The sequence below is a fragment of the Agrobacterium sp. NPDC090283 genome (assembly GCF_044769685.1).
In the GTDB taxonomy this organism is placed as follows: Bacteria; Pseudomonadota; Alphaproteobacteria; order Rhizobiales; family Rhizobiaceae; genus Agrobacterium.
This window is the reverse complement of the sequence record NZ_JBIVYG010000013.1, coordinates 1-23,222: the sequence shown is the minus strand read 5'-3', so window position 1 is coordinate 23,222 and position 23,222 is coordinate 1. Positions and strand designations below refer to the sequence as shown.

18 protein-coding genes are annotated in these 23,222 nt (G+C 60.4%); 13 read left to right on the top strand and 5 right to left on the bottom strand.

Annotated features, from left to right (window positions below):
- Positions 1–9: 9 nt before the first annotated feature.
- The 5 genes from ACIQUH_RS18255 (at position 10) to ACIQUH_RS18235 (ending at position 8,324) form a co-directional block, all read left to right on the top strand.
- Entirely contained in the window at positions 10–2,679 is a 2,670-nt protein-coding gene (locus ACIQUH_RS18255; RefSeq protein WP_400817561.1) for a mechanosensitive ion channel family protein, read from the top strand.
- Between the two features lie 395 nt (positions 2,680–3,074).
- Positions 3,075–4,214, top strand: a complete 1,140-nt coding sequence (locus tag ACIQUH_RS18250) for a hypothetical protein (RefSeq protein WP_400817780.1) — start codon at positions 3,075–3,077, stop codon at positions 4,212–4,214.
- On the top strand, positions 4,211–4,549 hold the full coding sequence (locus tag ACIQUH_RS18245; RefSeq protein ID WP_400817559.1) for a hypothetical protein: 339 nt from the start codon (positions 4,211–4,213) through the stop codon (positions 4,547–4,549). Before ACIQUH_RS18250 ends, ACIQUH_RS18245 begins: the two co-directional genes overlap by 4 nt.
- A 265-nt stretch (positions 4,550–4,814) precedes the next feature.
- On the top strand, positions 4,815–7,328 hold the full coding sequence (locus ACIQUH_RS18240; protein ID WP_400817557.1) for an FAD-dependent oxidoreductase: 2,514 nt from the start codon (positions 4,815–4,817) through the stop codon (positions 7,326–7,328).
- Between the two features lie 162 nt (positions 7,329–7,490).
- Positions 7,491–8,324 carry a response regulator gene (locus tag ACIQUH_RS18235; protein WP_400817555.1) on the top strand — a complete coding sequence of 278 codons (834 nt, stop codon included), beginning with the start codon at positions 7,491–7,493 and terminating at the stop codon, positions 8,322–8,324.
- A gap of 46 nt (positions 8,325–8,370) precedes the next feature.
- On the opposite strand, the gene ACIQUH_RS18230 is transcribed toward ACIQUH_RS18235, so the two are convergent.
- Entirely contained in the window at positions 8,371–9,927 is a 1,557-nt protein-coding gene (locus tag ACIQUH_RS18230; protein ID WP_400817553.1) for a phospholipase D family protein, read from the bottom strand.
- 156 nt (positions 9,928–10,083) lie between these two features.
- Between ACIQUH_RS18230 and ACIQUH_RS18225 the strand changes: the two genes are divergently transcribed.
- From ACIQUH_RS18225 to ACIQUH_RS18215, 3 genes are read left to right on the top strand one after another with little or no spacing between them, the layout of a single operon-like run.
- Positions 10,084–10,398, top strand: a complete 315-nt coding sequence (locus ACIQUH_RS18225) for a helix-turn-helix transcriptional regulator (protein ID WP_003524773.1) — start codon at positions 10,084–10,086, stop codon at positions 10,396–10,398.
- Positions 10,395–10,751 (top strand): SRPBCC domain-containing protein, encoded by a 357-nt coding sequence (locus ACIQUH_RS18220; protein ID WP_400817551.1) that lies wholly within the window; start codon positions 10,395–10,397, stop codon positions 10,749–10,751. Before ACIQUH_RS18225 ends, ACIQUH_RS18220 begins: the two co-directional genes overlap by 4 nt.
- 42 nt (positions 10,752–10,793) lie before the next feature.
- The gene (locus ACIQUH_RS18215; RefSeq protein ID WP_400817549.1) at positions 10,794–11,402 is read left to right on the top strand and encodes an ATP-dependent Clp protease proteolytic subunit; all 609 of its coding nucleotides are present in this window, start codon (positions 10,794–10,796) and stop codon (positions 11,400–11,402) included.
- Positions 11,403–11,412: 10 nt separating this feature from the next.
- On the opposite strand, the gene ACIQUH_RS18210 is transcribed toward ACIQUH_RS18215, so the two are convergent.
- Positions 11,413–12,303 carry an NAD-dependent epimerase/dehydratase family protein gene (locus tag ACIQUH_RS18210; protein ID WP_400817547.1) on the bottom strand — a complete coding sequence of 297 codons (891 nt, stop codon included), beginning with the start codon at positions 12,301–12,303 and terminating at the stop codon, positions 11,413–11,415.
- 67 nt (positions 12,304–12,370) lie between these two features.
- On the bottom strand, positions 12,371–14,494 hold the full coding sequence (gene parE, locus ACIQUH_RS18205) for a DNA topoisomerase IV subunit B (protein ID WP_400817545.1): 2,124 nt from the start codon (positions 14,492–14,494) through the stop codon (positions 12,371–12,373).
- A 224-nt stretch (positions 14,495–14,718) separates the two neighbouring features.
- Here parE and ACIQUH_RS18200 point away from each other — a divergent pair, with 224 nt between their 5' ends.
- The 4 genes from ACIQUH_RS18200 to ACIQUH_RS18185 all read left to right on the top strand — a co-directional run bounded on the left by ACIQUH_RS18200 (position 14,719) and on the right by ACIQUH_RS18185 (position 18,942).
- Positions 14,719–15,600: an alpha/beta hydrolase gene (locus ACIQUH_RS18200; RefSeq protein WP_400817543.1), complete on the top strand. Its 882-nt coding sequence runs from the start codon at positions 14,719–14,721 to the stop codon at positions 15,598–15,600.
- A 212-nt stretch (positions 15,601–15,812) separates the two neighbouring features.
- On the top strand, positions 15,813–16,583 hold the full coding sequence (gene tpiA / locus ACIQUH_RS18195) for a triose-phosphate isomerase (RefSeq protein ID WP_400817541.1): 771 nt from the start codon (positions 15,813–15,815) through the stop codon (positions 16,581–16,583).
- Between the two features lie 115 nt (positions 16,584–16,698).
- On the top strand, positions 16,699–17,154 hold the full coding sequence (gene secG / locus ACIQUH_RS18190; RefSeq protein ID WP_400817539.1) for a preprotein translocase subunit SecG: 456 nt from the start codon (positions 16,699–16,701) through the stop codon (positions 17,152–17,154).
- Between the two features lie 159 nt (positions 17,155–17,313).
- Positions 17,314–18,942 (top strand): CTP synthase, encoded by a 1,629-nt coding sequence (locus ACIQUH_RS18185; RefSeq protein WP_006697393.1) that lies wholly within the window; start codon positions 17,314–17,316, stop codon positions 18,940–18,942.
- 265 nt (positions 18,943–19,207) lie between these two features.
- Here ACIQUH_RS18185 and fumC read toward each other — a convergent pair whose 3' ends face one another.
- On the bottom strand, positions 19,208–20,599 hold the full coding sequence (gene fumC, locus ACIQUH_RS18180) for a class II fumarate hydratase (RefSeq protein WP_400817537.1): 1,392 nt from the start codon (positions 20,597–20,599) through the stop codon (positions 19,208–19,210).
- Positions 20,600–20,612: 13 nt separating this feature from the next.
- Positions 20,613–20,891, bottom strand: coding sequence for a hypothetical protein (locus ACIQUH_RS18175; RefSeq protein ID WP_400817535.1), 279 nt, complete (start codon positions 20,889–20,891; stop codon positions 20,613–20,615).
- Positions 20,892–21,101: 210 nt separating this feature from the next.
- Here ACIQUH_RS18175 and ACIQUH_RS18170 point away from each other — a divergent pair, with 210 nt between their 5' ends.
- Positions 21,102–22,955 (top strand): murein L,D-transpeptidase, encoded by a 1,854-nt coding sequence (locus tag ACIQUH_RS18170; protein ID WP_400817778.1) that lies wholly within the window; start codon positions 21,102–21,104, stop codon positions 22,953–22,955.
- Positions 22,956–23,222 lie beyond the last annotated feature (267 nt).

The following is a 23,222-nucleotide window of genomic DNA, read 5'->3' as shown; positions in this document are numbered from 1 at the left end:
AATAGCCAAATGCGGCGCAAAGAGACGAAAGGCATGGATGTGCGGTTGATGTTCGGCGGATTGATGGATGGCAGACGGGTGTTCGGCGGCTTGGCGCCGGATCGGCGGCAAAAGAGCGCCATGGCGGCGGTAATGGCCGTGGTGCTTTGTCTGGCCGGGGGTCTTTTGTCGGCACTGCCGGCCGCGGCGCAGGGGGAAACAACATCGCCCGCGCCTGTGGCGATCCAGGCTTCGACCGTCGAACAGGCGAGGGCGGAGCTGGAGAAATGGAAGGCCGATGTCGCGGCGATCGCCAAGCAGGTGGAAGCGGGCGGCAGCGACGATGTGCAGCTTGTGGACCTGAAGGGCCGTGCCGACACCATCGCCGCCGATGCCGCCGCTGCCAATACCAAGCTGCGCACCCGTCTCGACCAGATCAAGACCCGGCTGGATGCGCTGGGTGCAGCGCCTGCGGACGACCAGCCGCCGGAAGCCAGCATGGTGACGGAGGAGCGAAACCGGCTGACGGCGGAACGGGCCGAGGTGAATGCGATTGCCGGCGAGGTGGAGAGCACGGCCACCAATGCCGCGCAGATCTCCAACAACATCACCGCCGTTCGCCGGGCGCTTTTTGCCGCCACGCTGTTCAAGCGCACCGAGGTTTCCGCGCAGACGCTGGGCGATGCTTCCTCCGCCTTTCTGACGGAGCTGACCAACCTCAATAACGCCTTCAGCAGCTGGGCGGGCTTCGTCTGGAATTACAAGCGCCTGCCGATGTTCGGGGCGGTGACGCTGTCGATCATGGCCGCCCTGCTGTTTCTCGTGGGCGGTTACCGCTTTTTCGGCAGCCGCATGGACCGGCGGGCCTTTACCGGCGAGCCTTCCTATCTCAGAAGGCTTTCGGTGGCCTTCTGGTCGACCATGGTGCAGTCGCTGTCGCTGTTCCTGTTTCTCGTCACCTCGGCCTTCTTCCTCGATAATTTCAACGTGCTGCGATCAGACATCGCGCCGATCCTGTTCGGGGCGATGGCGATCACCGGTTTCGTTTATTTCGTCTCGCGGCTGAGCTATGCGATCTTTGCGCCGACGCAGCCGGAATGGCGTCTTCTGAAGGTGTCCAACAAGGGCGCGCATACGCTGTCCTCGGCAGTGCTGCTGATGGCGCTCGTCAACGGGCTGGACTACCTGTTCGGCACGATCAGCGAGACGCTTTATTCGCCGCTGATCGTCACGGTTGCCAAGAGTTTCGTCGCCTCGATCATCATCGGCCTTATTCTGCTCACCGTATCGTTCCTGCGGCCGGTGATCGGCGAGGGGCAGGATTACGAGACCGGCAACCAGCGCCTGCCGCGCTGGCTCGTCATCCTGCTGCGGGTGGGCGGCCTCGTTCTCATCGGCGCCTGCCTGACGGGTTATGTCGGTCTTGCGCGCTTCCTTGCCACGCAGATCGTCGCCACCGGCGCGGTGCTGGCGACGATGTATATCGGCATTCTCTCCGGCAAGGCGATTTCGCGACAGGGCGCCTTTGCGGAATCGCTTGCCGGCCGTTATCTCGCGCGGCGTTTCGGTCTCGGCGTGGTCGCGCTCGATCAGGCCGGCCTTGCCGCGGGGCTCGGCATCTATGCCGTGGCACTTGCCTTCGGCGTGCCGCTCATCCTGTTTTCCTGGGGTTTCCAGCCGGGCGATATCGAAAGCTGGGCCTATCGCCTATTGACCGGCATCACCGTCGGCAATGCCTCGATATCGCTGATCGGGCTCTTCGGCGGCGTTCTCGTCTTCGCCATCGGTTACATCATCACCCGCTGGTTCCAGAAGTGGCTGGACAATAACGTCATGGCACGCGGCCAGGTGGATGCCGGGGTGCGCAACTCGGTCAAGACCGGCATCGGTTATCTCGGCATCGCGGTGGCCGCCATCTTCGGCGTGTCTTCGGCCGGTCTCAACCTCTCCAGCCTGGCGCTGGTGGCTTCGGCCCTTTCGGTCGGTATCGGTTTCGGCCTGCAGAACATCGTCTCCAACTTCGTCTCCGGCCTCATCCTGCTGGTCGAGCGCCCCTTCAAGGTGGGCGACTGGGTGGTGACAGGCACGACGGAAGGCACCGTGAAACGGCTATCCGTGCGCGCCACCGAGATCGAAACCTTCCGTGGCCAATCGATCATCGTGCCCAATTCGGAATTCATCAATTCCTCCGTTGGCAACTGGACGCACCGCAACCGCATCATGCGCGCGGAAATTCCGGTTTCCGTCTCTTACGATTCCGATCCGCAGCAGGTCATGGATATTCTGCTGGAACTGGTGCGCGCCCAGCCGCCGGTGCTGCGCAATCCCGAGCCGCATGTGGAATTCCTCCGCTTCGGCGATTTTTCGCTGGATTTCGAACTGCGTTTCCACCTTGCCGATCTTTCGAACGGGCTTGGCGTGAAAAACGCGCTCCGTATCGCCATCCTCCAGCGTTTCCGCGAAGAGGGGATCGCCATCCCGTTCCCACAGCGCAATCTGAACATCCATGTGGAAGGCGACGCCAATCCGCAGATGCTGGCGGCGCTGCTGTCGGAGGAGGGTGACAAGGCGGTGGTGGCCCATACGGGAGCGGCGTCGCCCGTTGCCGGCGCTGTGCCGGAAAAGGATGCCGTCAAGGCTGGCGACAAGGCCGTTGCGGAACAGCCGGCGGCGGCGAAGGTGGTCGGCAAGGACAATTGAGCGGCTGCGGTCGATGTCGATCATTGGGCCGCCGGTATCGGTTCCGGCGGGTGCGGGACCAGCTCTCGCACCCGGCTGCGTTGCGGAGAATGATGGATGCTTCCCGGGGAGGCTTTTACTTCGATGGAGGCCAGATATGCCTGGCCGCCGTCATGAAAAAATAATCAAAATTCCCGTAATGACTGTATTGTTATGTAAACTGTAAGTTGATATATTGTGGTTATTGTTTAGTTTATTTCTTTCCTGTCGGGGTTCAAATGCCGGATCCAGTCGATGAGAATGCCCAGCCTGCCCAGCCTGCCCAGCCTGCCCAGCCTGCCCAGCCTGCCCAGCCTCCGGGCCCGGTTCCTGCAAAAACATCTTTTCGGGAGAAGCTGAAGGGGTTTTGGGCGTGGATGCAGCCCCATGCCGCCCGGCTGTCCCTTCTGACAGCGGGGGTCGTTATCGGCTCGGCGGGTCTGTTTTTCCTGCTGGGTGAGGCGGATGTGACCGACGATTACCTGCCGAAGCGCTGGAATGAATCCATCCAACGGCTGGGTATAACGCCGGTCTATCCGCCCCAGGAGGACATTTACGTCGGCGATATCATCGCTGAAGTCGTAGATTCAGGCCATAAGTTCAAATCGCTGCCAGACGATCTCCAGAGCGAATCCTTCATTGGCCGCTACGTTAAGGTGACGCAGATACCGGATCTTCGACAATACCTTTCCCTGAAATCGGAAGCCCCATATTTCGGTGACAATATCTGGCAGCAGGGTGAGGAAAAGCTTGATCTTTCGCAGCCGCGCACTGAAGTCCAGAATAATGGCACGACCTCGGGTCTTGAGGTGAAGGATGTGCTTTTCCCGGTTATCAAGATCGAGCGACGGGAAGGCATGGCCGGGCTCTGGAACACTATCGGTTTCGGCGGCGCGCATGCTGATGTCGAGGAAATCGAGCTTCAGAACGTCCAGACCTACGCCATCAATCCTTTTCACGCTCAATACGCATTGATTCAGTTTTGTGCCGGCGAGAAGACGCAGCTCCTTTGTAATGATGAATATCTGCGCGAGAAGCTGTCCTATATTCTCGGCCGCGACATTTTGAGGAGTGCGGAAACCAAAGATTGCGGTCTGCGCTACATCTACGACATCCGGCTGATTGTGGTGCGGCAGGCATTTCTGACGCGCGGCGTGAAGGTCACCAACGGGCGTGGTCGGCTGATCGAAGCCAATCTGGCCAGCCGTCGGCCCGACATGGAGAAATTGCAGGACGCTGTGACGTCATCGGCCACGGAACCGCCCAAAGACGTTCCGGCAGAGGCCGCCATAAAGGACAGGCTTGCGGCTGAGAACGCCATCCGCAGCGCCAATAGTTCGGGCCTATTTTCTGATCGTCGTTTTGCGCGGCCACTAGTTATCGGGTTCAATTCCGTTTCACTGGGTATGCGTGGCAGCACGCCTGCTTGGAGGGACGATCTGGCGAAAGCCTCCGCTGATAAAAAAGTAAAAGGCACCGTGCTGGCATGTGCGACCTCAACGGAGGCAGGGAAATGAAAAGCGCTGCGATTTTTTTCGGACTTGCCGTTTCATTCTTGATGAATTCGCAAGAGGTGTTTGCACAGCCTGCCAATGGTGTCTTTCTCCCATTTGCCATAGACTGCCGATATGAGATTCCACCTTGCGAGCCTCCACCACCGTCCGGTCCCAGGAGTCCTATTCCCATTCCACCACCGGCACCGGGCGGCGGCGGTATCCATAACTTGCCGGGCGCGCCCGTGCTCAAGGAAACGATCATTATCCCAGGCAACAATATGCTGAAGGACTTCAAGCTGGATGAGCCTAAAATGCTCGATATGCAGAAGGAGCTTCAGAACAGGTGGTCCAAATAGGCATCTGCTGGTCTTTGGGTGCCATGAGATTTGAAGATCCTCGACGCTGCCATGGCAGGTATTTTTCCGACATCCTCTCATTCGTCGTCCTGCTGGGCGGCGGCAATACGAAAGCCCACCCCTCACGACAGCAATTTCTTCCCTGTCGCAGCACCCTATGGCCATGTCGCAATCAGGCGGCTGAACGGCGGCCGAGCGCTTCATATTCCTCCCATCCAATGCCGGCGGAATAAAACGAGGCTGGCGCTTTTCAGGGGTTCTGTAAATGAAGACACATGCACGGGCGGTGGTGATCGGTGGCGGCGTCGTCGGCGTTTCGACGCTATATCATCTTGCCAAGAAGGGCTGGAGCGACAGCGTGCTGATCGAGCGCAAGGAGCTGACGTCGGGCTCCACCTGGCATGCGGCCGGCCTTCTGCCGCTGTTCAACATGAGCTATTCGGTCGGCCAGATCCACAAATATTCCGTGAAGTTCTATGAGGAGCTGCAGGAAGAGACCGGCATGAATGTCGGCTTTTCCAAGGTGTCCAACATTCGTCTCGCCCGCACCAAGGATCGCTGGGACGAATATATGTATTATGCCGGCATCGCCGAGACCATCGGCGTGCGCGTCAACATGCTGACACCGGATGAGGTGAAGGAAATCTGGCCGCTCTGCGAGACGGACGGTCTGCTCGGCGCCATCCAGCATCCCGATGACGGTTATATCCAGCCCGCCGATCTGACGCAGGCGCTGGCCAAAGGGGCGCGTGATCGTGGCGCCACCATCTATCGCAACACGACCGTCACCGCCATCGAGCAGCTGGAAGACGGTCACTGGAAGGTGACGACGGACAAGGGCGAGATCGTCGCCGAACATATCATCTCCTGCACGGGCTCCTTTGCCCGCAAGACCGGCGAGATGGTCGGCATCAACATCCCGGTCATTCCGGTCGAGCATCAATATATCGTCACCGAGCCGCATCCGGCCATTCAGGAACGTCGCCGGCAGGGCCTGCCGGAAATGGGCGTGCTGCGCGAATCCGACTCGGCCTGGTATATGCGCGAGGAAGCGGGCGGCCTGATCCTCGGTCCTTACGAAGTTGGCGCGCCGGTCTGTTATGTCGACGGTCCCTCGGACGACAGCGAATATGAGCTGTTCCAGGAGGAGCTCGACCGCCTGATGCCGCATATCGAAACCGCCATGGTGCGCGTTCCGGCCTTCGGCGAAGTGGGCATTAAGAAGGTCTATAACGGCGCGATCGCCTATACGCCTGACGGCAACCCGATTGTCGGGCCCGCACCGGGCCTGAAGAACTTCTGGCTGAACGAAGGCCATTCCTTCGGCATCACTGCCGCCGGCGGTGCCGGCTGGCAGCTGGCCGAATGGATCGTCGATGGCGAGCCGACGCTCGACCTGATGGGCGTCGATCCGCGCCGCTTCGGCCCTTACGCAACGGAAGGTTACCTCATCGCCAAGAATGAGGAGGCCTATGCCAACGTCTTCACCATGCATTATCCGGATGAGGAGCGCTCCGCCGCCCGTCCGCTGAAGACGACGCCGGTTTATGACCGCCTGAAGAAGCTCGGCGGCGTGTTCGGCTCCGTTTATGGCTGGGAGCGCGCCAACTGGTATGCGCCGGAAGGTTATGCGCTGCGTGAGGAAGACCTGGGCGTCGGTGCCGATGTCATCACCAGCCACAACCATGCGCCGGCTTTGGATGATGGCCGTATCGTCGAGAAATGGTCGTTCCGCCGTTCGAACTACTTTGAGCATGTCGGCAACGAGGTGAAGAATGTCCACCAGAATGTCGGCGTGCTCGACATGTCTGCTTTCGCGAAGATGGAGGTTTCCGGCCCCGGTGCGCGGGCATGGCTCGACAGCATTCTCGCCAATGCGGTGCCGAAGAAGCGTGGCCGCATTGCGCTCACCCATCTTTTGACGCCGAATGGCGGCGTGAAGGCGGAATTTACGGTCTATGAATGGGCTCCGGGCCGCTTCTACATGGTGTCCGCCGGTGGTCTCGAAGCGCATGACCACGACGTGCTGCGCCGCCTTGCGCCCACCGACGGCTCCGTCGTGCTGCAGCCGATCACCCAGAAATACGGCGTGCTGGTGCTCGCCGGTCCGAAGTCGCGTGATCTCCTGAAGAAGCTGACCCGTACCAGCCTTGAGAACAAGGACTTCCCCTGGCTCACCGGCAAGCAGATTTCCGTCGGCGTGGCGACGGCGCATGCGCTGCGCGTCAACTTCGTGGGCGAGCTTGGCTGGGAACTGCATCATCCGATCGAGATGCAGAACTACATCTTCGACCGGCTGCTGGAGGCGGGCGCCGAATTCGGTATCAAGCCTTTCGGCATCCGCGCCATGGTGTCGATGTCGCTCGAAAAATCCTATCGCAACATGGGACGCGAGCTTTCCGTCGAATATAACGCCTATGAATCGGGTCTCGACCGCTTCCTGCGCCCGGAAAAATCCTTCATCGGCCGCGATGCGCTGGTGGCCTATAAGGAGGCCGGGGTGAAGTGGGTGTTCTCGACGCTCACCGTGTCAGGCAATACGGATGTCGATGCGCGCGGTTCGGAAGCGATCTTCGATGAAAGCGGCGCGCTTGCCGGTCGCGCGACGAGCGGCGGTTTCGGCTGGCGTCTCGGCAAATCCGTCGCGCTCGCCATGCTCAAACCGGAATATGCGGCAGTGGGCACCAAGCTCAAGATCCGCATTCTCGGTACGTCCTATGATGCCGAAGTGGTGGAAGAAAGCCCGTTCGATACGGATAATGCGCTTCTGCGCGCCTGAGACAAAATATCCCCTCCCGCAGTTGGAATACGGCCCCTCGTGGGCCGTATTTCCGTTTAGGTAAGCATGTGCTCAACTGGTTTTTCAGCAAAAGTGTTATTAATCATTCTGAAAAATGAGCCTGCTATCTTTCCCTGACATACGATGGGGGATCGGGGCAGAATGAATTTCCTGGGCATTACGGGCATGCAATATTCTGGCGTGCCTTTTACCAACAACCGCATTTTACTGGCGGAAGACAGCAACGTGTTCACCCAGATGGTGAGCCTGCGGCTCAAGGAAATGCTTGGCGTTTCCGTGGAGGTATGCCGCTCTTTCGAAGAGTTGCAGGCCTGTTACGAACATTCGCCCGAGCCGGTGACGCTCGCCATTTCCAACATCAACCTGCCGGGGGCGGAAAAGGGCGAGGCGCTGGAATATCTGATCGATCTTTCGATCCCGACCATCGTTTTTACCAGCACATTTCACGAGGCGACGCGCGAAACGCTGATCGCCAAGGATGTGGTCGATTATATTCTGAAGGATAATATTTTCGCGGTGGACATGCTGACGGAATCCGTCTGCCGCTTTCTCACCAATCATCGCCATCACGTGCTGATCGTCGATGACAGTCCGACGGCGCGGGCGCTGCTTTCGAGCCGCCTCAAGCGCTATAATTTCCGCGTCAGCCTGGCCGACAACGGGGCGAAGGCGCTGGAAATCCTGAAGGCCAATCCCGATATCGGCCTTGTGGTGACCGACTATAACATGCCCGATATTGACGGTTTCGAACTGACACGGCGCATCCGCACCGTGCGCGGGTCGCATGAGCTGCGCATCATCGGCGTATCTTCCTCCACCAACCGGTTGCTTTCCGCACGGTTCCTGAAGGCGGGCGGCAATGATTTCATGCTGCGCCCCTTCATCGACGAGGAGTTTTATTGTCGCGTCAATCAGAACCTCGATACGCTGGTGCAGATACAGCTGGCCAAAGCGGGGGTCAGGCCGGCGGCCTGAGCGGAACTGCGTGGCGGAACTGCGGGGCGAAGCGGCGGACGGTCGGTCAAAGCTGCGATTCCAGTGGCAGGAAGCGCATGATGCCGGCGACGATGCGGCGGCTGCTGGCGGCGTCTGGTTCGCGCCGATAGGTCTGCGTTCGCCCCTGTTCTTCCGTCATCCAGACAATGTGCCTGCCTTTGTCGATTTCCAGCTCGAAGCTCATGGTGCGGCGGATTTCATCGGCGAATATTTCGTCCATGCGGGCAACCAGCGGCGCCGAGTTGAACACGACGCCCATTTCGGTATTGAGCGAGGCGGAACGCGGATCGAAATTGAGCGAGCCGATATAGCCGGTCTTGCCATCGCGGGTGAAGGCCTTGGTGTGCAGGCTCGCCTGTCCCGAGCCGCGCAGGGTGAAGTTCGACTGATCCGCCTGCGCGCGCAGTTCGTGCAGGTGTACCCCGCCGGAGAGAAGCGGCTTGCGATAGCGGGCATAACCGGCGTGCACGGCGGCCACATCGGTCGCGGCCAGCGAATTGGTGAGGATGGCGACAGACACGCCGTTCTCGGCGAGTTGTAGAAATATCCCCACACCCTGTTTGCCGGGAATGAAATAGGGGGAGGTGATGTGCAGGCTGTCGCTCGCCGCCTGCATCAGCGGCAGCAGGCTTTCCATCAGGAAGTTGTGACCCTTGCGGCGTTTGCCCGCCGCCTTTTCCGGCGGGTCGGCGAGAATATCCGCCGCCTCGACCCAGTGCAGACGGTCCGACATCAGGAAATGGTCGCGGCCATACTGGCTTTCGACGCGCTCCAGATAGGGTTTTGCGGCCTCACTCTTTGGCAGCGCGTCCAGCTCGCGCCGCAATCTGGCGAGTTTGTTTGGCCGGCGTGCCAGCAGCGAGCGTACGGGAACGGAAACGGCGCTGTTCCAGTAATCGTCGAAGATTTCAGTGGCGTCGGCGACGATCCTGCCGAAACCGAGAATATCGAAATCGTGGAAATTCGCTCGCTCGGCGGCATCGAAATAGGCGTCGCCAATGTTGCGCCCGCCAACGATCACGGCCCGCCCGTCGGCAATCCATGCCTTGTTGTGCATACGCCGATTGACGCTTCGGAAACGCAGCACCAGTTCGATGCTGCGATGCAGGATGTTTTCCCGCGCCCGGGTGGGATTGAACAGCCGGAGTTCGATATTGGGATGGCTGTCGATGGCGTGGAAGATGCGGTCTGACATGGAGACGCCGAGATCGTCGAGCAGCAGCCGCACGCGCACGCCGCGATCGGCGGCGGCGATGACTTCGCGCATCATCAGCCGTCCGGTCAGGTCGGCATTCCACATGTAATACATCAGATCGAGGCTGCGCCCGGCGGCACGCGCCGCCGCCACGCGCACTGCAAAGGCGTCGAGGTTGGAATGTAAGAGGCAGAGCGCATTCTTCTCGTTCCAGCCGTTCCTGATCGATTGCCAGTGCCGGTCCAGCGCCGTTTTGCCTTCGGCGACGGGCAGGGCGGTGGACGGGCGCTTGGGAATGGCCTTTTCCCGCTGCTTGCCGATGACGACAAACAGGCTCGGCCCTATGACCAGAAGAAGAATGACGATGAAGACCGTAAATGCAGTCACTTGTTTTGATCGCTCCTGGCCCGAAGAGTATCAGGCGGGATGAAAACGCGCGAGCGGATAAAGCGTTCACCGCGGTGGATGCTGCGGGAGCGAAAAAGGGAGTTCCGGTCTCCGCCGGGGCTTGTGAATCACATAAGTGTGTGCTTATGTGTTCGCATGACAGAGAACGATATTTTCCGGGCGCTCGCCGATCCGACGCGGCGTGCCATTTTCGAAAAGCTGGCGGATGGCGCCATGAACGCTTCCGCCTTGCGTGAGGGGATCGAGATCAGCCAGCCGGCCATGTCGCAGCATCTTTCGGTGCTGCGCGGAGCAGGGCTGGTGGTTGAGAAGCGGCAGGGCCGTTTCGTCAATTACGAGGTGGATCCGGACGGGCTGACGCGCATTGCGGCCTGGCTCGGCAAATATCGCGCTTACTGGCCGCAGCGCATCGAGGCTCTTAAACTCCTGTTGAAGGATATGGACCAATGAACAGGCAGACACCGGAAGCGCCGAAAAACGGCATCGAGCTTGAATATGATCTGGATGAGCCGCCGCAGAAGGTGTGGCGGGCGATCAGCATTCCGGCGTTTCGCGCCATGTGGTTGCCGGCGGAGGCGCTGGCGAAACCGGAAGCAATCGATATCAAGCCCGGCGAAGAAGTCCGCTACAGGCTGCGGGAGGACACGCCGCCATTTCTGGAAAGCACCGTCACCTTCAGGATCGCAGCGAATACTCAAGGCGGCACCAGCCTGCGCATCATTCATGATTTGCCCATAAATACCGGCCGGATGACGAAGGCCGCCGCAAATTGCAACGGTTCGCCGATCAAGCTCGCCGCCTGATCCACCCGTTCCCCGACATTTCTTAACGACAGGAGTTCGCCGATGCGCGAAACGATGCAACTCGTCCCTATGGTAGTCGAACAATCGTCCAGAGGAGAAAGGTCTTTCGACATTTATTCCCGGCTGTTGCGGGAAAGGATCATCTTTCTCAACGGCGAAGTGAACGATACGGTTTCGGCGCTGGTCTGCGCGCAATTGCTGTTTCTCGAGGCGGAAAACCCGAAGAAGCCGATCCATCTTTATATCAATTCGCCGGGCGGCGTGGTTACCAGCGGTCTCGCCATGTATGACACCATGCATTATATCCGCGCACCGGTTCATACGCTCTGCATGGGAACGGCCCGCTCCATGGGATCGTTTCTGCTGATGGCGGGTGAACCTGGCGAGCGGAGCGCCCTTCCCAATGCCAGCATCCACATTCATCAACCTCTGGGCGGTTTCCAGGGACAGGCGTCGGACATGCTGATCCATGCCGAAGAGATGCGGCAGACCAAGCACCGCATGACGCGACTTTATTCCGAACATTGCAAACGCAGTTATGAAAAATTCGAGGCGGCCATGGACCGGGATTTTTTCATGACGGCGGAGCAAGCTCTGGAATGGGGCCTGATCGATCGTATTCTGGGCGTTCGCGAGGATGTTGCGGCATAAGGCCGGACGCTTATTCGGATTTCCTGCTGATATTGGCGCCCACAGGCAGGACCTCCAGACTGCGCCGGTCCAATTGTGCAAGTACCTCCCCGAAGCCGAACCGGGATGTCCAGCCCAACCTCTCTGCGGCGCGGGCGGGTGAATAGATCCGGTCAATCGTTGCCGGCAGCGCCCATCCCCTTTGCGCGAAAGCTTCGACGAGGGCCGGGGTCCGCTGCCGGAGAACGGAAGCGGCATCCTCGGCGAGGCTGTCGCAGTCATCAGCGGAAAACGGGGTGGTTGCCGATATGATATAGCGCTGGAAATCGTCTCCCGCATTGGTCAGCGCCAGCACATGGGCATCGGCGACATCGCGGATATCGACGCCACGATGCAGCCGGTAAGCCGTCATCACGTCGGCGGGCTCCGGGAAACTTCTGGACATGCGAAGCAAGCGTACGGCGAGATGCGGGCCTGCCATTGCCTCCAGCATTTGCTCGGCTTCGAGCTTGGTGCGGTGATAGATGCTTTTCGGCAGGGGCGGCGTCTCTTCATCGATGAAGCTGCAGGACCCTGCAGACACCGCATGTCCGTAAAGCGCCGTGGTGCTGGTGAAAATCAGCCGCCGCACGCCCGCCGCCATTGCCGCTTCTGCCACCATGCGGGTTCCCTCGACATTGATGCGCTGGAATTCCGTGTCTGGGACAATGCCGACATGAGGAGCGTGGAGCGCCGCCGCATGGATCACCGCATCCGCCTGTTCGAAAGCGGAGCGCAGGAGCGCCTCGTCCGCGAAATCGCCGACGATATGGGTGGTGGAAAAGGGGGAGCGATCCATGCCGGTGACGTCGTGCCGGCCGGCGAGGGCACTGAAAATCGCCCGGCCGACCCGACCGGAGCTGCCCGTCAGCACTATCCGCATGATGTTGCCTCCACATCAACACAAAAGGCAGCGCCATGCGCTGCCTTTCAAGGGTTCATCCGGATGATCAGATATCCAGATTATCCGCAAAGGCCGCCCGTTCCTGAATGAAACGGAAGCGAGCATCGGCCTTGGTGCCCATCAGATTATCCACCGCCTCGCGGGTGCCTTCGAAATCCACATCGTCGATCTCAACGCGCAGCAGGGTGCGCTTTTCGGGATCCATGGTGGTTTCCTTCAGCTGCTGGGCCATCATTTCACCAAGGCCTTTGAAGCGGCCGATTTCGACCTTCTTGCCCTTGAAGACGGTTTCCATCAGCTCGGCGCGGTGGGCGTCGTCGCGGGCATAGGCGCTCTTGGCTCCCTGACGGATGACATAGAGCGGCGGTACGGCCAGATAGAGATGGTTGCCGCGAATGAGCTCCGGCATTTCCTGATAAAAGAAAGTGATGAGCAGCGAGGCGATATGGGCGCCGTCGACATCGGCATCGGTCATGATGATGATGCGCTCATACCGCAAATCCTCTTCGCGGTACTTTGTCCGCGTGCCGCAGCCGAGCGCCTGGATGAGATCGGCGATCTGCTGGTTGGCGGAGAGTTTTTCGCGGCTGGCGCTGCCGACGTTGAGGATTTTACCGCGCAGCGGCAGGATGGCCTGATTGGCGCGGTTGCGCGCCTGCTTGGCCGAGCCGCCCGCCGAGTCGCCCTCGACGATGAAAAGCTCGGCACCCTCGGCGGTGTTCTGGGCGCAATCGGCCAGCTTGCCGGGCAGGCGCAGCTTGCGCACGGCGGTCTTGCGGTTGACTTCCTTTTCCTTGCGGCGGCGCAGACGCTCTTCGGCGCGCTCGATCACCCAGTCGAGGAGCTTGGCCGCTTCGCCCGGATTGCCGGCGAGATAATGGTCGAAGGGATCGCGCAGCGCATTCTCGACGATGCGCTGGGCCTCGACAGTCGCAAGCTTGTCCTTGGTCTGGCCGACGAATTCCGGCTCGCGGATGAAGACCGAGAGCATGCCGGCGGCGGAGATCATCACGTCGTCGGTGGTGATGTCCTTGGCGCGCTTGTTCTGCGTCAGTTCGGCATAGTTCTTCAGGCCCTTGGTGAGCGCGATGCGCAGGCCCGCCTCATGCGTGCCGCCTTCGGGGGTCGGAATGGTGTTGCAATAGGAATGGATCTGCGTATCGCCGCCATACCAGGTGACGGCCCATTCCAGCGCGCCGTGGCCGCCGGTCTTTTCGGTTCGCCCTGAGAAAATCTCGCGGGTGACGGTGAATTCCTTGCCGAGCGTGGCGGCGAGATAATCCTTCAGGCCGCCGGGGAAATGGAAAACCGCCTTTTCGGGGATTTCGCCACCGGCCGGCACCATGCCGGGATCGCAGCTCCAGCGGATTTCGACGCCGCCGAAGAGATAGGCCTTGGAGCGGGCCATGCGGAAGATGCGGGCCGGTTCGAACTTGGCGTGATCCCCAAAAATCTGCGGATCGGGATGGAAACGCACGCGGGTGCCGCGGCGATTGTGCACGTCACCCAGCTCTTCCAGCGGACCAATCGGCAGGCCGCGTGAAAAGCGCTGGCGGTAAAGCTTGCGGTTCCGCGCCACTTCCACTTCGAGAAGATCGGACAGCGCATTGACCACGGACACACCGACGCCGTGCAGGCCGCCCGATGTCTCATAGGCCTTGCCGTCGAACTTGCCGCCGGCATGCAGCTTGGTCATGATGACTTCGAGCGTCGACTTGCCGGGAACCTGCGGGTGGTTTTCCACCGGGATGCCGCGGCCGTTATCGGTGACCGTCAAAAAACCTTCGGTATCGAGATGGACCTCGATGAAATTGGCGTGGCCGGCGACGGCCTCGTCCATGGAATTGTCGATGACTTCGGCAAAGAGGTGGTGCAGCGCCTTTTCATCGGTGCCGCCAATATACATGCCGGGGCGCATGCGCACCGGCTCCAGCCCTTCGAGCACGCGGATCGACGAGGCGCCGTAGTCATCACCGGACGGAGACACCGGGGCCGGAGGGGCAGGCGACGTCACGGCCGCAACGGCTGCGGGTTTCGGCTGCACATTCAGGTTTGCGGGCACGGTGGCGGCCGTGGTCGCCGGTGTCTTGGCGGCATCCCCGTCCGTTTCCGTTTCGCTGTTTCGTGCCGCCGGAAGACCGGAGAAGAGATCGTTGCTGTCGTCCATCATGTCCAAAGTTCAAAAGCGTGTGTCAGAATTTCGCCATGCGAATCATTATGCCATCAGCGTTAATCATAACGCCAAACGCGGTTCCCGTCCGATTTGAAGCGGCGCATCTGGCAAACGCGGCGCATCCTATGCCACGATTGTGTCAGGGTTTCGCAACAGGAGGATTGCGCTGCCGGCCTTGCGATGGCAAGTCTCGCAGCCACGAATGAACGGTTAGCCAAGGCATGTCCACAGCTCATTTCACGTTTTGTACTCTTTTCAGCCTGACTGTTGCGGTGATGCCGGTTGCGGCCCCGGCCGCAGAAGGACCGCTGAGGCCCTTCAAGGATGAGCTGTTTTCCGCCCAGATGGTGCTTTCCACCGGCGATGGCGGCGCTTCCGAGGTCATCGACTATCAGGAGATGCGCGACATCAACGGCCGCGACGAGGTGCCGGAGCGGCGGGTGAAACGGCAATATGTCGATATGGCGCCGAAGAAGGCGCAGGCGCTGGAAAGTGTTTCCGCCGAGGGCAGGGCGCTTGAGGTCGGCCGTGTCGGGCCGGCAAGCGGGCAGGCTTTCACGGTCATCTTTATCCACGGGCGTGGCGGTGACCGGCGGCTCGGCATGAACGACTATACGTTCGGCGGCAATTTCAACCGGCTGAAAAATCTGGCGGTCGCCAATGGCGGCACCTATTACGCCCCGAGCGTGCGCTCCTTCGATGAGAACGGCGTTGCCGATATCGCAGCGCTGATTGCCGATGCGGCCAAAAAATCGGGCGGCAAGCCTGTCATTTTGACCTGCGCCTCGATGGGCAGTTTCATCTGCTACGGCATCAGCCGCGACAAGGCTGCTGTCGCCAATCTGAAGGGTATGGCGATCCTCGGCGGGGCGGTCGATCCTGATTTTCCGAAAAGCGTTTTTGTCAAAGCGAAGAAGCCCGTCTGGTTCACCCATGGCAGCGCCGACAAGGTCTATTCGGCGGATCAGCAGGCAAACATCTTCCGCTCCTTGCTGAAGGCCGGCGAGCCGGCGCGGTTCACGCGGTATGAGACCGGCAGCCACGGAACGCCGGTGCGCATGACCGACTGGCGGGCGGTTTTGAACTGGATTTTGAGCCGCTGAGGCCGTCATGTGGGGCAGTAACGGCAATTTTTTGGAAAATGCCCGTCGTTTTGAACCTTTGGGCCGCTTTTTTGTACCATTTGTTGCCGGCTGAGGTTAAAGGAATAACCCGGGATTTCCGGCAGTGTTTCTGTCGCGATTATGGGCCGTGCCACGGCTGAGGGAAGGGGTGCCGCCAGGGGCGGCCTCAAGACAAAGGGAATGGGATACGCATGACGCCGAATGTTCGACCGCTTGTTGCCGGAAACTGGAAGATGAACGGCACGCGTGCCTCGCTCGATCAGATCAAGGCCATGGCAGAGGGCGTCAAGGGCGCGCTGTCCGAAAAGGTGGATGCGCTGATCTGCCCGCCCTCGACATTGCTCTACGTGGCAACGGCGCTCTGCGATGACAGCCCGCTGATGATCGGCGGGCAGGATTGCCACCAGAACGCCTCCGGCGCCCATACCGGCGATATTTCCGCCGAGATGATCGCCGATTGCTTCGGCACCCATGTCATCGTTGGCCATTCGGAGCGCCGCACCGACCATGCCGAGACCGATCACCTGGTGCGCGCCAAGGCATCCGCCGCCCATCAGGCCGATCTCATCGCCATCGTCTGCATCGGCGAAACGGCGGATGAGCGCAGGGCGGGCCAGACGCTCGATATCCTCAAGCGCCAGCTGGCCGGCTCCCTGCCGGATGAGGCGACCGCCGAAAACACCGTCATCGCCTATGAACCCGTCTGGGCGATCGGCACCGGCCTTACCCCGACCACGCAGGATGTGCGCGAGGCCCATGCCTTCATGCGCGACGAACTCGTCAAGCGTTTCGGCGATGCTGGCAAGACCATGCGCATCCTTTATGGCGGCTCGGTAAAGCCCGCCAATGCGCTGGAACTGATGGGCGTAGAAAATGTCGACGGTGCGCTGATCGGCGGCGCGAGCTTGAAAGCCGCGGACTTCCTGTCCATCTATGCGGCATACGAGCAACTGACGGCTTGATCGGAGCTTTCCTGTCATGGGGATGGGAAAGGGGCTTGGAATAAACCTTCGCCTCATGTAAAGAGCCGCAAAACCTTCTTTATGGTGCTCCGCGCGGGGCATGGAATGGATTGTCATGCAGACCGTTTTGATTGTTATTCACCTCATGATCGTGCTGGCGCTTGTCGGCGTGGTCCTGATCCAGCGTTCCGAAGGCGGCGGCCTCGGTATCGGCGGCGGTTCGGGCTTCATGTCCGCGCGCGGAACGGCCAATGCGCTGACGCGCACCACGGCGATCCTTGCCGCGCTGTTCTTCCTGACCTCGCTCGGCCTCGGTCTTCTGACCCGTTACGAATCGCGCCCGACCGATATTCTGAACCGTATTCCGGCCACGCAGGGCCAGGGTAACGGCATTCTCGATACGCTCGGCCCGGCGGCGACGCCGTCGACGCCCGCTCCGGCTGAGAATGGCGTTCCGACCAATGGTGCAGCCGCACCGGCTCAGACGACCCCGGCTCCGGCCGCTTCCGGCACGGCCGCTCCGGCCCCGGCGCAGCCCGCCGATCCGAACGCAGTTCCGACCGGTCAATAAGCCCGGTTCTGATTTAACGCTCCGGCAGGCCAAAAGCCTGCCGGTTTTCTTTTGTTCGTATTCCGGCCAGTTGAATTACACATTCGTCAACAGCGAATTTGTAACAGCATGAAATTTGGGCTGGCGGAATCAGAGGTAAAAAGGTATCCGGTGAATCCCATGGCGCGATATGTATTCATCACAGGCGGCGTGGTCTCCTCTCTAGGCAAGGGCATCGCCGCGGCAGCACTCGGAGCTTTGTTGCAATCCCGTGGTTATCGGGTGCGGCTTCGTAAACTCGACCCCTATCTGAACGTTGATCCCGGCACCATGAGCCCGACACAGCACGGCGAAGTGTTCGTGACGGATGACGGTGCCGAGACGGACCTCGACCTTGGCCACTATGAGCGCTTTACCGGGCGTTCGGCCACCAAGACCGACAACATCACCACCGGTCGCATCTACAAGAACATCATCGACAAGGAACGGCGCGGCGACTATCTCGGCGCAACGGTTCAGGTCATTCCGCATGTCACCAACGAGATCAAGGATTTCGTGATCGAAGGCAATGACGATTACGACTTCGTCATCTGCGAGATCGGCGGCACGGTGGGTGACATCGAGGCGATGCCGTTCATGGAAGCGATCCGTCAGCTCGGCAACGACCTGCCGCGCGGCACGGCGATCTATCTTCACCTGACGCTGATGCCTTATATTCCGGCAGCTGGCGAATTGAAGACCAAGCCGACCCAGCATTCCGTGAAGGAACTGCAGGCGCTCGGCATTCATCCCGACATTCTGCTGGTGCGCGCTGACCGGGAAATCCCGGAAGCGGAACGCCGCAAGCTTTCGCTGTTCTGCAACGTGCGTCCTTCCGCCGTCATCCAGGCGCTGGATGTGGCGAATATCTATGACGTTCCGATCGCCTATCACAAGGAAGGCCTCGATTCGGAAGTGCTCGCCGCCTTCGGTATCGAGCCGGCGCCCAAGCCGCGTCTGGAACAGTGGGAAGAGGTCTGCAACCGCATCCGCACGCCGGAAGGCGAAGTGACGATTGCGATCGTCGGCAAATATACCGGCCTCAAGGATGCCTACAAGTCGCTGATTGAGGCGCTGCATCACGGCGGTTTTGCCAACCGCGTCAAGGTCAAGCTGGAATGGATCGAGTCCGAGGTCTTCGAAAAGGAAGATCCCACACCCTATCTCGAAAAGGTCAACGGCATTCTGGTGCCTGGTGGTTTCGGCGAGCGCGGTTCGGAAGGCAAGATCATGGCGGCGCAGTTCGCGCGTGAGCGCAACGTGCCCTATTTCGGCATCTGCTTCGGCATGCAGATGGCGGTCGTGGAAGCGGCCCGTCATCTGGCCGGCATCGAAAATGCCTCCTCGACCGAATTCGGTCCGACGTCCGAGCCTGTTGTTGGCCTGATGACCGAATGGGTGAAGGGCAACGAGCTGGAGAAGCGTTCCTCCAAGGGCGATCTCGGCGGCACGATGCGTCTCGGCGCCTACAAGGCGGCGCTGAAGAAAGACACCAAGATCGCCGAGATTTACGGCTCCACGGATATTTCCGAGCGCCACCGCCACCGTTACGAGGTGAACGTGGACTACAAGGACCGGCTGGAAGAATGCGGCCTCGTCTTCTCCGGCATGTCTCCGGACGGTGTCCTGCCGGAAACGGTGGAATATCCTGACCATCCGTGGTTCATCGGCGTTCAGTATCACCCGGAACTGAAGAGCCGCCCGCTCGATCCGCATCCGCTGTTTGCAAGCTTCATCGAAGCGGCGGTGGAACAGAGCCGGCTGGTTTGACGGTTTGAATGAGATGAAGAGGGCCGCTTTTGCGGCCCTTTTTTGTTGGGGTGGAGAGGCCTGTTCCCCTTCACCGAAACACCCTCTCCGTCATCCTCGGGCTTGACCCGAGGATCCACTGTTCGGCGGTTATGGATCCTCGGGTCAAGCCCGAGGATGACGGAGGAAAGGGCGAGACTTCCACTCCGCCGTATTGTTCGCGTGTTTCTCGACCAAAAAAACGGGCCCGAAGGCCCGTTTCCAATTCCATCAAAATCCGACCGGCTTACTTCGGCCCGATCATGTTCTCCGGGCGCACATACTGGTCGAATTCCTCATTGGTGAGGTATCCGCCGCCGACGGCTTCGTCGCGCAGGGTCGTGCCGTTCTTGTGCGCTGTCTTGGCGATCTTGGCGCAGATGTCGTAGCCGAGCTTGCCGTTCAGCGCCGTCACCAGCATCAGCGAGTTCTCGACGCCCTTCCTGATATTGTCTTCGCGGGCCTCGATGCCGACGACGCAATTGTCGGTGAAGGAGACGGCCGCATCGCCCAGAAGCTGGACCGACTGCAGGAAGTTATAGGCCATCATCGGGTTATAGACGTTGAGTTCGAAGTGGCCCTGCGAACCGGCGAAGGAAAGTGCTGCATTGTTGCCGAAGATGTGGGCGCAGACCTGGGTCAGCGCTTCAGACTGGGTGGGGTTGACCTTGCCCGGCATGATCGACGAGCCGGGTTCGTTTTCCGGCAGCGACAATTCGCCGAGACCGGCGCGCGGGCCGGAACCGAGGAAGCGGATGTCATTGGCGATCTTGAAGAGTGCCGCAGCAGCCGCATTGATCGCACCATGGGAGAAGACCATGGAATCGTGTGAGGCGAGTGCTTCGAACTTGTTCGGGGCGGTGACGAAGGAAAGGCCGGTGATCTTGGAAATTTCTTCCGCGACCTTTTCGGCGAAGCCGATGGGCGCGTTGAGGCCCGTGCCGACGGCCGTGCCGCCCTGGGCGAGCTTGGAGAGCGCAGGCAGGGTGGTTTCGATGTTGGCGATGGCAGACGCCACCTGCGCGGCGTAACCCGAGAATTCCTGGCCAAGCGTCAGCGGCGTCGCATCCTGCGTGTGGGTGCGGCCGATCTTGATGATCTTTTCGAACTGCTTGACCTTGGCTTCCAGCGCCTTGTGCAGGTGCTTGAGGCTCGGCAGCAGGTGGTGAACGATCTGCTCTACGCAGGCGATGTGCATCGCCGTCGGGTAGGTGTCGTTCGAGGACTGGCTCATATTGACGTGGTCGTTCGGGTGAACGGGCTTCTTGCTGCCCATTTCGCCGCCGAGCATTTCGATGGCGCGGTTGGAAATCACCTCATTGGCATTCATGTTGGACTGGGTGCCGGAGCCGGTCTGCCAGACGACGAGCGGGAAATGCTCGGTCAGCTTGCCGTCGATGACTTCCTGTGCGGCGGCGATGATGGCGTCGCCAACCTTGGGGTCGAGACCGGCCAGCGCCATGTTGGCGCGGGCAGCAGCCTGCTTGACGATGCCCAGCGCACGAACGACAGAGGCGGGCTGCTTTTCCCAGCCGATCTTGAAGTTGCCGAGCGAGCGCTGCGCCTGCGCGCCCCAATAGCGATCGGCCTGAACTTCAATGGGTCCAAATGTATCGGTTTCCGTCCGTGTGGCTGTCATCAATCTTGCCTTTTTACTCGTGTTCCTCCGCCAAAACGGCGCCTTCGCCCGCCTTGCGCGGCCGATATATAGAATCATCGCGCCGGCAATGAAAGCGCTGCAATGCGGCAGAGGCAAATATTTCCCGCCGCATAAAAGCGATTTTGCCGCACGGCACGGCGCAGGGAGAAAAAGGCGCCGGCGTGTCATTTTTACTACGGCGCGAAATGGCCGGAAAACCGGGCTTTTCCTGGTGTTCGGACGGTGTCGTGGAGCAAGGCAAAGTGAATGAAATAAATAGAAATTTAACCATTCTCGCCAATTCTGGAAATTAAGTTTTTATGGCTTTGGCTGTATCATAAGGTTCATTTCGGCACGGTTGTGGGCCTTTTCGCGTTTTCTTTTCAATGGGCCGTCGATCGGCTAGACAGGCATGAAACTGATGCCCGCCCTTTCGCTGGCGGTGCTGGGTGCTACGAGGATCAAATTGCAAGTCACATCTGGAAAAACATCGGCAGCGCTGGTGCTGGCTCTCGGTCTTTCCGTTTCCACCGCTCTTCCCGGCAGCGCCGGCGCGGTGACCCTGATGGACCTCCTGCGCGGCGGTCCCGGCAAGATCGCGCGCGACCGCGGTGAATTGCCGCCGGCCGGCATCGTTACCTCGCCGTCGGTTTCAGGACCGAGCGCCGATGCATCCGATCCCGAGCCCCTGCCGCGCGTTTCCGGCCCGCGTTATTACGATTACAAGGCGGATGCCTCCCGTCTCGTGAACACGGCGAATTTCCCTGAAGGTCTCGCCAATCTGAAATTCAGCGCCACGCCTGAAATCGCCAAGGCACTGGAGGCCTATTACGGCGCCGGCGGCAAGACGCTCTGGGTTTCGGAAGGCGAGCTGACCGCGCGCGCCAATGCCGTCATCGCCTTTCTGGAGACGGTCGGCGAAAGCGGCCTCGATCCGGCCGATTACAGCATTTCCGCGCCGGCAAAGGATGTGACCGCCAGCATCAGCAATGCGTCAAGCACGGCCGCAACCGGCACGCCGGTGGAAACGGCCTCGGCGCCCGTGTCCGACGCCTATCAGCGGGCGCAGATGCAGTTCGAGCTGGCGCTTTCCGCCAAGGTTCTCGCCTATGTGCAGGACACGGCCCGTGGCCGTGTCGATCCGAACCGGCTCTCCGGCTATCACGATTTCAAGCGCAAAACGGTCAACCTCGCACCCGTGCTGAAGCTTGCGGGCCTGAGCCCCGATGTCGCCGCCTATCTGCGCAGCCGCGAACCATCGAGCGCCGAATATCTTGCGCTGAAGGCGGAACTTGCCCGCCTGCGCGGTGAGGGCGATGCGGCTCACACCGTCCGTGTGCCCGCCGACCTGGTGCTGAAACCCGGCAACAGCAGCGCCGAGATGGCCAATGTCGTCAAGGCGATCGAACATCGCGCGTCGCCGGCCTTCAGGGCCGAGCATGCGGCGATCATTTCCGCCTACCAGCAGACCCCGGATTATACGCCCGATCTCGTCGATCTCGTAAAGGCCTTCCAGAGCGAGAACGGCCTGAAGCCCGATGGTGTGATTGGCCGCGCCACCGTGCGCGCCATGGTCGGCGAAAGCAACGATGCGAAGGTCGCCAAGGTGCAGGTGGCCATGGAGCAGATCCGCTGGCTGCCGGCCGATCTCGGCCAGCGTTACGTCTTCATCAACCAGCCGGCGTTCATGGCCTATTACCACAATGACGGCGTGGAACAGTTCGGCATGAAGGTGGTCGTCGGCTCCAAGGCCAACCAGACCTATTTTTTCCAGGACGAAATCCAGACCGTCGAGTTCAATCCCTATTGGGGTGTGCCGCAGTCGATCATCGTCAACGAGATGCTGCCGAAGCTGCGCCGCGATCCGTCCTATCTCGACCGGCTGGGTTACGAAGTGCAGGTGGGCGGCCGTGCGGTCTCCTCCACCAGCGTCAACTGGTATGGCTCTACCAATTCCATTTCCGTGCGTCAGCCGCCGAGCAGCGACAATGCGCTGGGCGACCTGAAAATCCTGTTCCCCAATGCACATGCCATCTACATGCATGACACGCCGGCCAAGAGCTTCTTCAACCGCGACATGCGGGCGCTGAGCCATGGCTGTATCCGCCTCGTCGATCCGCGCCGCATGGCGGCTGCCGTTCTCGGCACCAGCGTCGACAAGGTGGGCGAGCAGATCGCTTCCGGCAAGAACCGCGCCGTGCAGGTGCCGGAGAAGGTTCCGGTCTATGTCGCTTATTTTACGGCCTGGCCGGACAAGGACGGCAAGGTGCAGTTCTTCGACGATGTCTATGATCGTGACAGCTATGTGCAGAAGGCATTTGCCGTGACGGCGAAGGCGCGGGCCGCGTCGATCTGATTATGAAAACCTCGAGAAAAGCGCCGGAAACGGCGCTTTTTTAGTTTGATGCAAAGCCTGCCCGATTTGTTTGGTGGCAGAGCCCGCCTGCTACATTCGGCGTGAACGGAAACCGTACTCCGTCACCCCGGACTTGATCCGGGGTCCTGTGTATTGCACTTGTGTTATAAGAGTTGCGGGCGGAAGGCCGTCGGGGTCCTGGTCGATTGAGACCGTTTGCTGGCTTTGGCCTCCGCCCGCTCTTGATAATCCCAACCTGAACAGTTG

Excerpts from the sequence above, each read along its gene's own strand:
- ACIQUH_RS18255 (WP_400817561.1), top strand. The coding sequence starts at position 10 with ATGCGGCGCAAAGAGACGAAAGGCATGGATGTGCGGTTGATGTTCGGC.
- ACIQUH_RS18250 (WP_400817780.1), top strand. The coding sequence starts at position 3,075 with ATGCAGCCCCATGCCGCCCGGCTGTCCCTTCTGACAGCGGGGGTCGTT.
- ACIQUH_RS18245 (WP_400817559.1), top strand. The coding sequence starts at position 4,211 with ATGAAAAGCGCTGCGATTTTTTTCGGACTTGCCGTTTCATTCTTGATG.
- ACIQUH_RS18240 (WP_400817557.1), top strand. The coding sequence starts at position 4,815 with ATGAAGACACATGCACGGGCGGTGGTGATCGGTGGCGGCGTCGTCGGC.
- ACIQUH_RS18235 (WP_400817555.1), top strand. The coding sequence starts at position 7,491 with ATGAATTTCCTGGGCATTACGGGCATGCAATATTCTGGCGTGCCTTTT.
- ACIQUH_RS18225 (WP_003524773.1), top strand. The coding sequence starts at position 10,084 with ATGACAGAGAACGATATTTTCCGGGCGCTCGCCGATCCGACGCGGCGT.
- ACIQUH_RS18220 (WP_400817551.1), top strand. The coding sequence starts at position 10,395 with ATGAACAGGCAGACACCGGAAGCGCCGAAAAACGGCATCGAGCTTGAA.
- ACIQUH_RS18215 (WP_400817549.1), top strand. The coding sequence starts at position 10,794 with ATGCGCGAAACGATGCAACTCGTCCCTATGGTAGTCGAACAATCGTCC.
- ACIQUH_RS18210 (WP_400817547.1), bottom strand. The coding sequence starts at position 12,303 with ATGCGGATAGTGCTGACGGGCAGCTCCGGTCGGGTCGGCCGGGCGATT.
- parE (WP_400817545.1), bottom strand. The coding sequence starts at position 14,494 with ATGATGGACGACAGCAACGATCTCTTCTCCGGTCTTCCGGCGGCACGA.
- ACIQUH_RS18200 (WP_400817543.1), top strand. The coding sequence starts at position 14,719 with ATGTCCACAGCTCATTTCACGTTTTGTACTCTTTTCAGCCTGACTGTT.
- tpiA (WP_400817541.1), top strand. The coding sequence starts at position 15,813 with ATGACGCCGAATGTTCGACCGCTTGTTGCCGGAAACTGGAAGATGAAC.
- secG (WP_400817539.1), top strand. The coding sequence starts at position 16,699 with ATGCAGACCGTTTTGATTGTTATTCACCTCATGATCGTGCTGGCGCTT.
- ACIQUH_RS18185 (WP_006697393.1), top strand. The coding sequence starts at position 17,314 with ATGGCGCGATATGTATTCATCACAGGCGGCGTGGTCTCCTCTCTAGGC.
- fumC (WP_400817537.1), bottom strand. The coding sequence starts at position 20,599 with ATGACAGCCACACGGACGGAAACCGATACATTTGGACCCATTGAAGTT.
- ACIQUH_RS18175 (WP_400817535.1), bottom strand. The coding sequence starts at position 20,891 with ATGGTTAAATTTCTATTTATTTCATTCACTTTGCCTTGCTCCACGACA.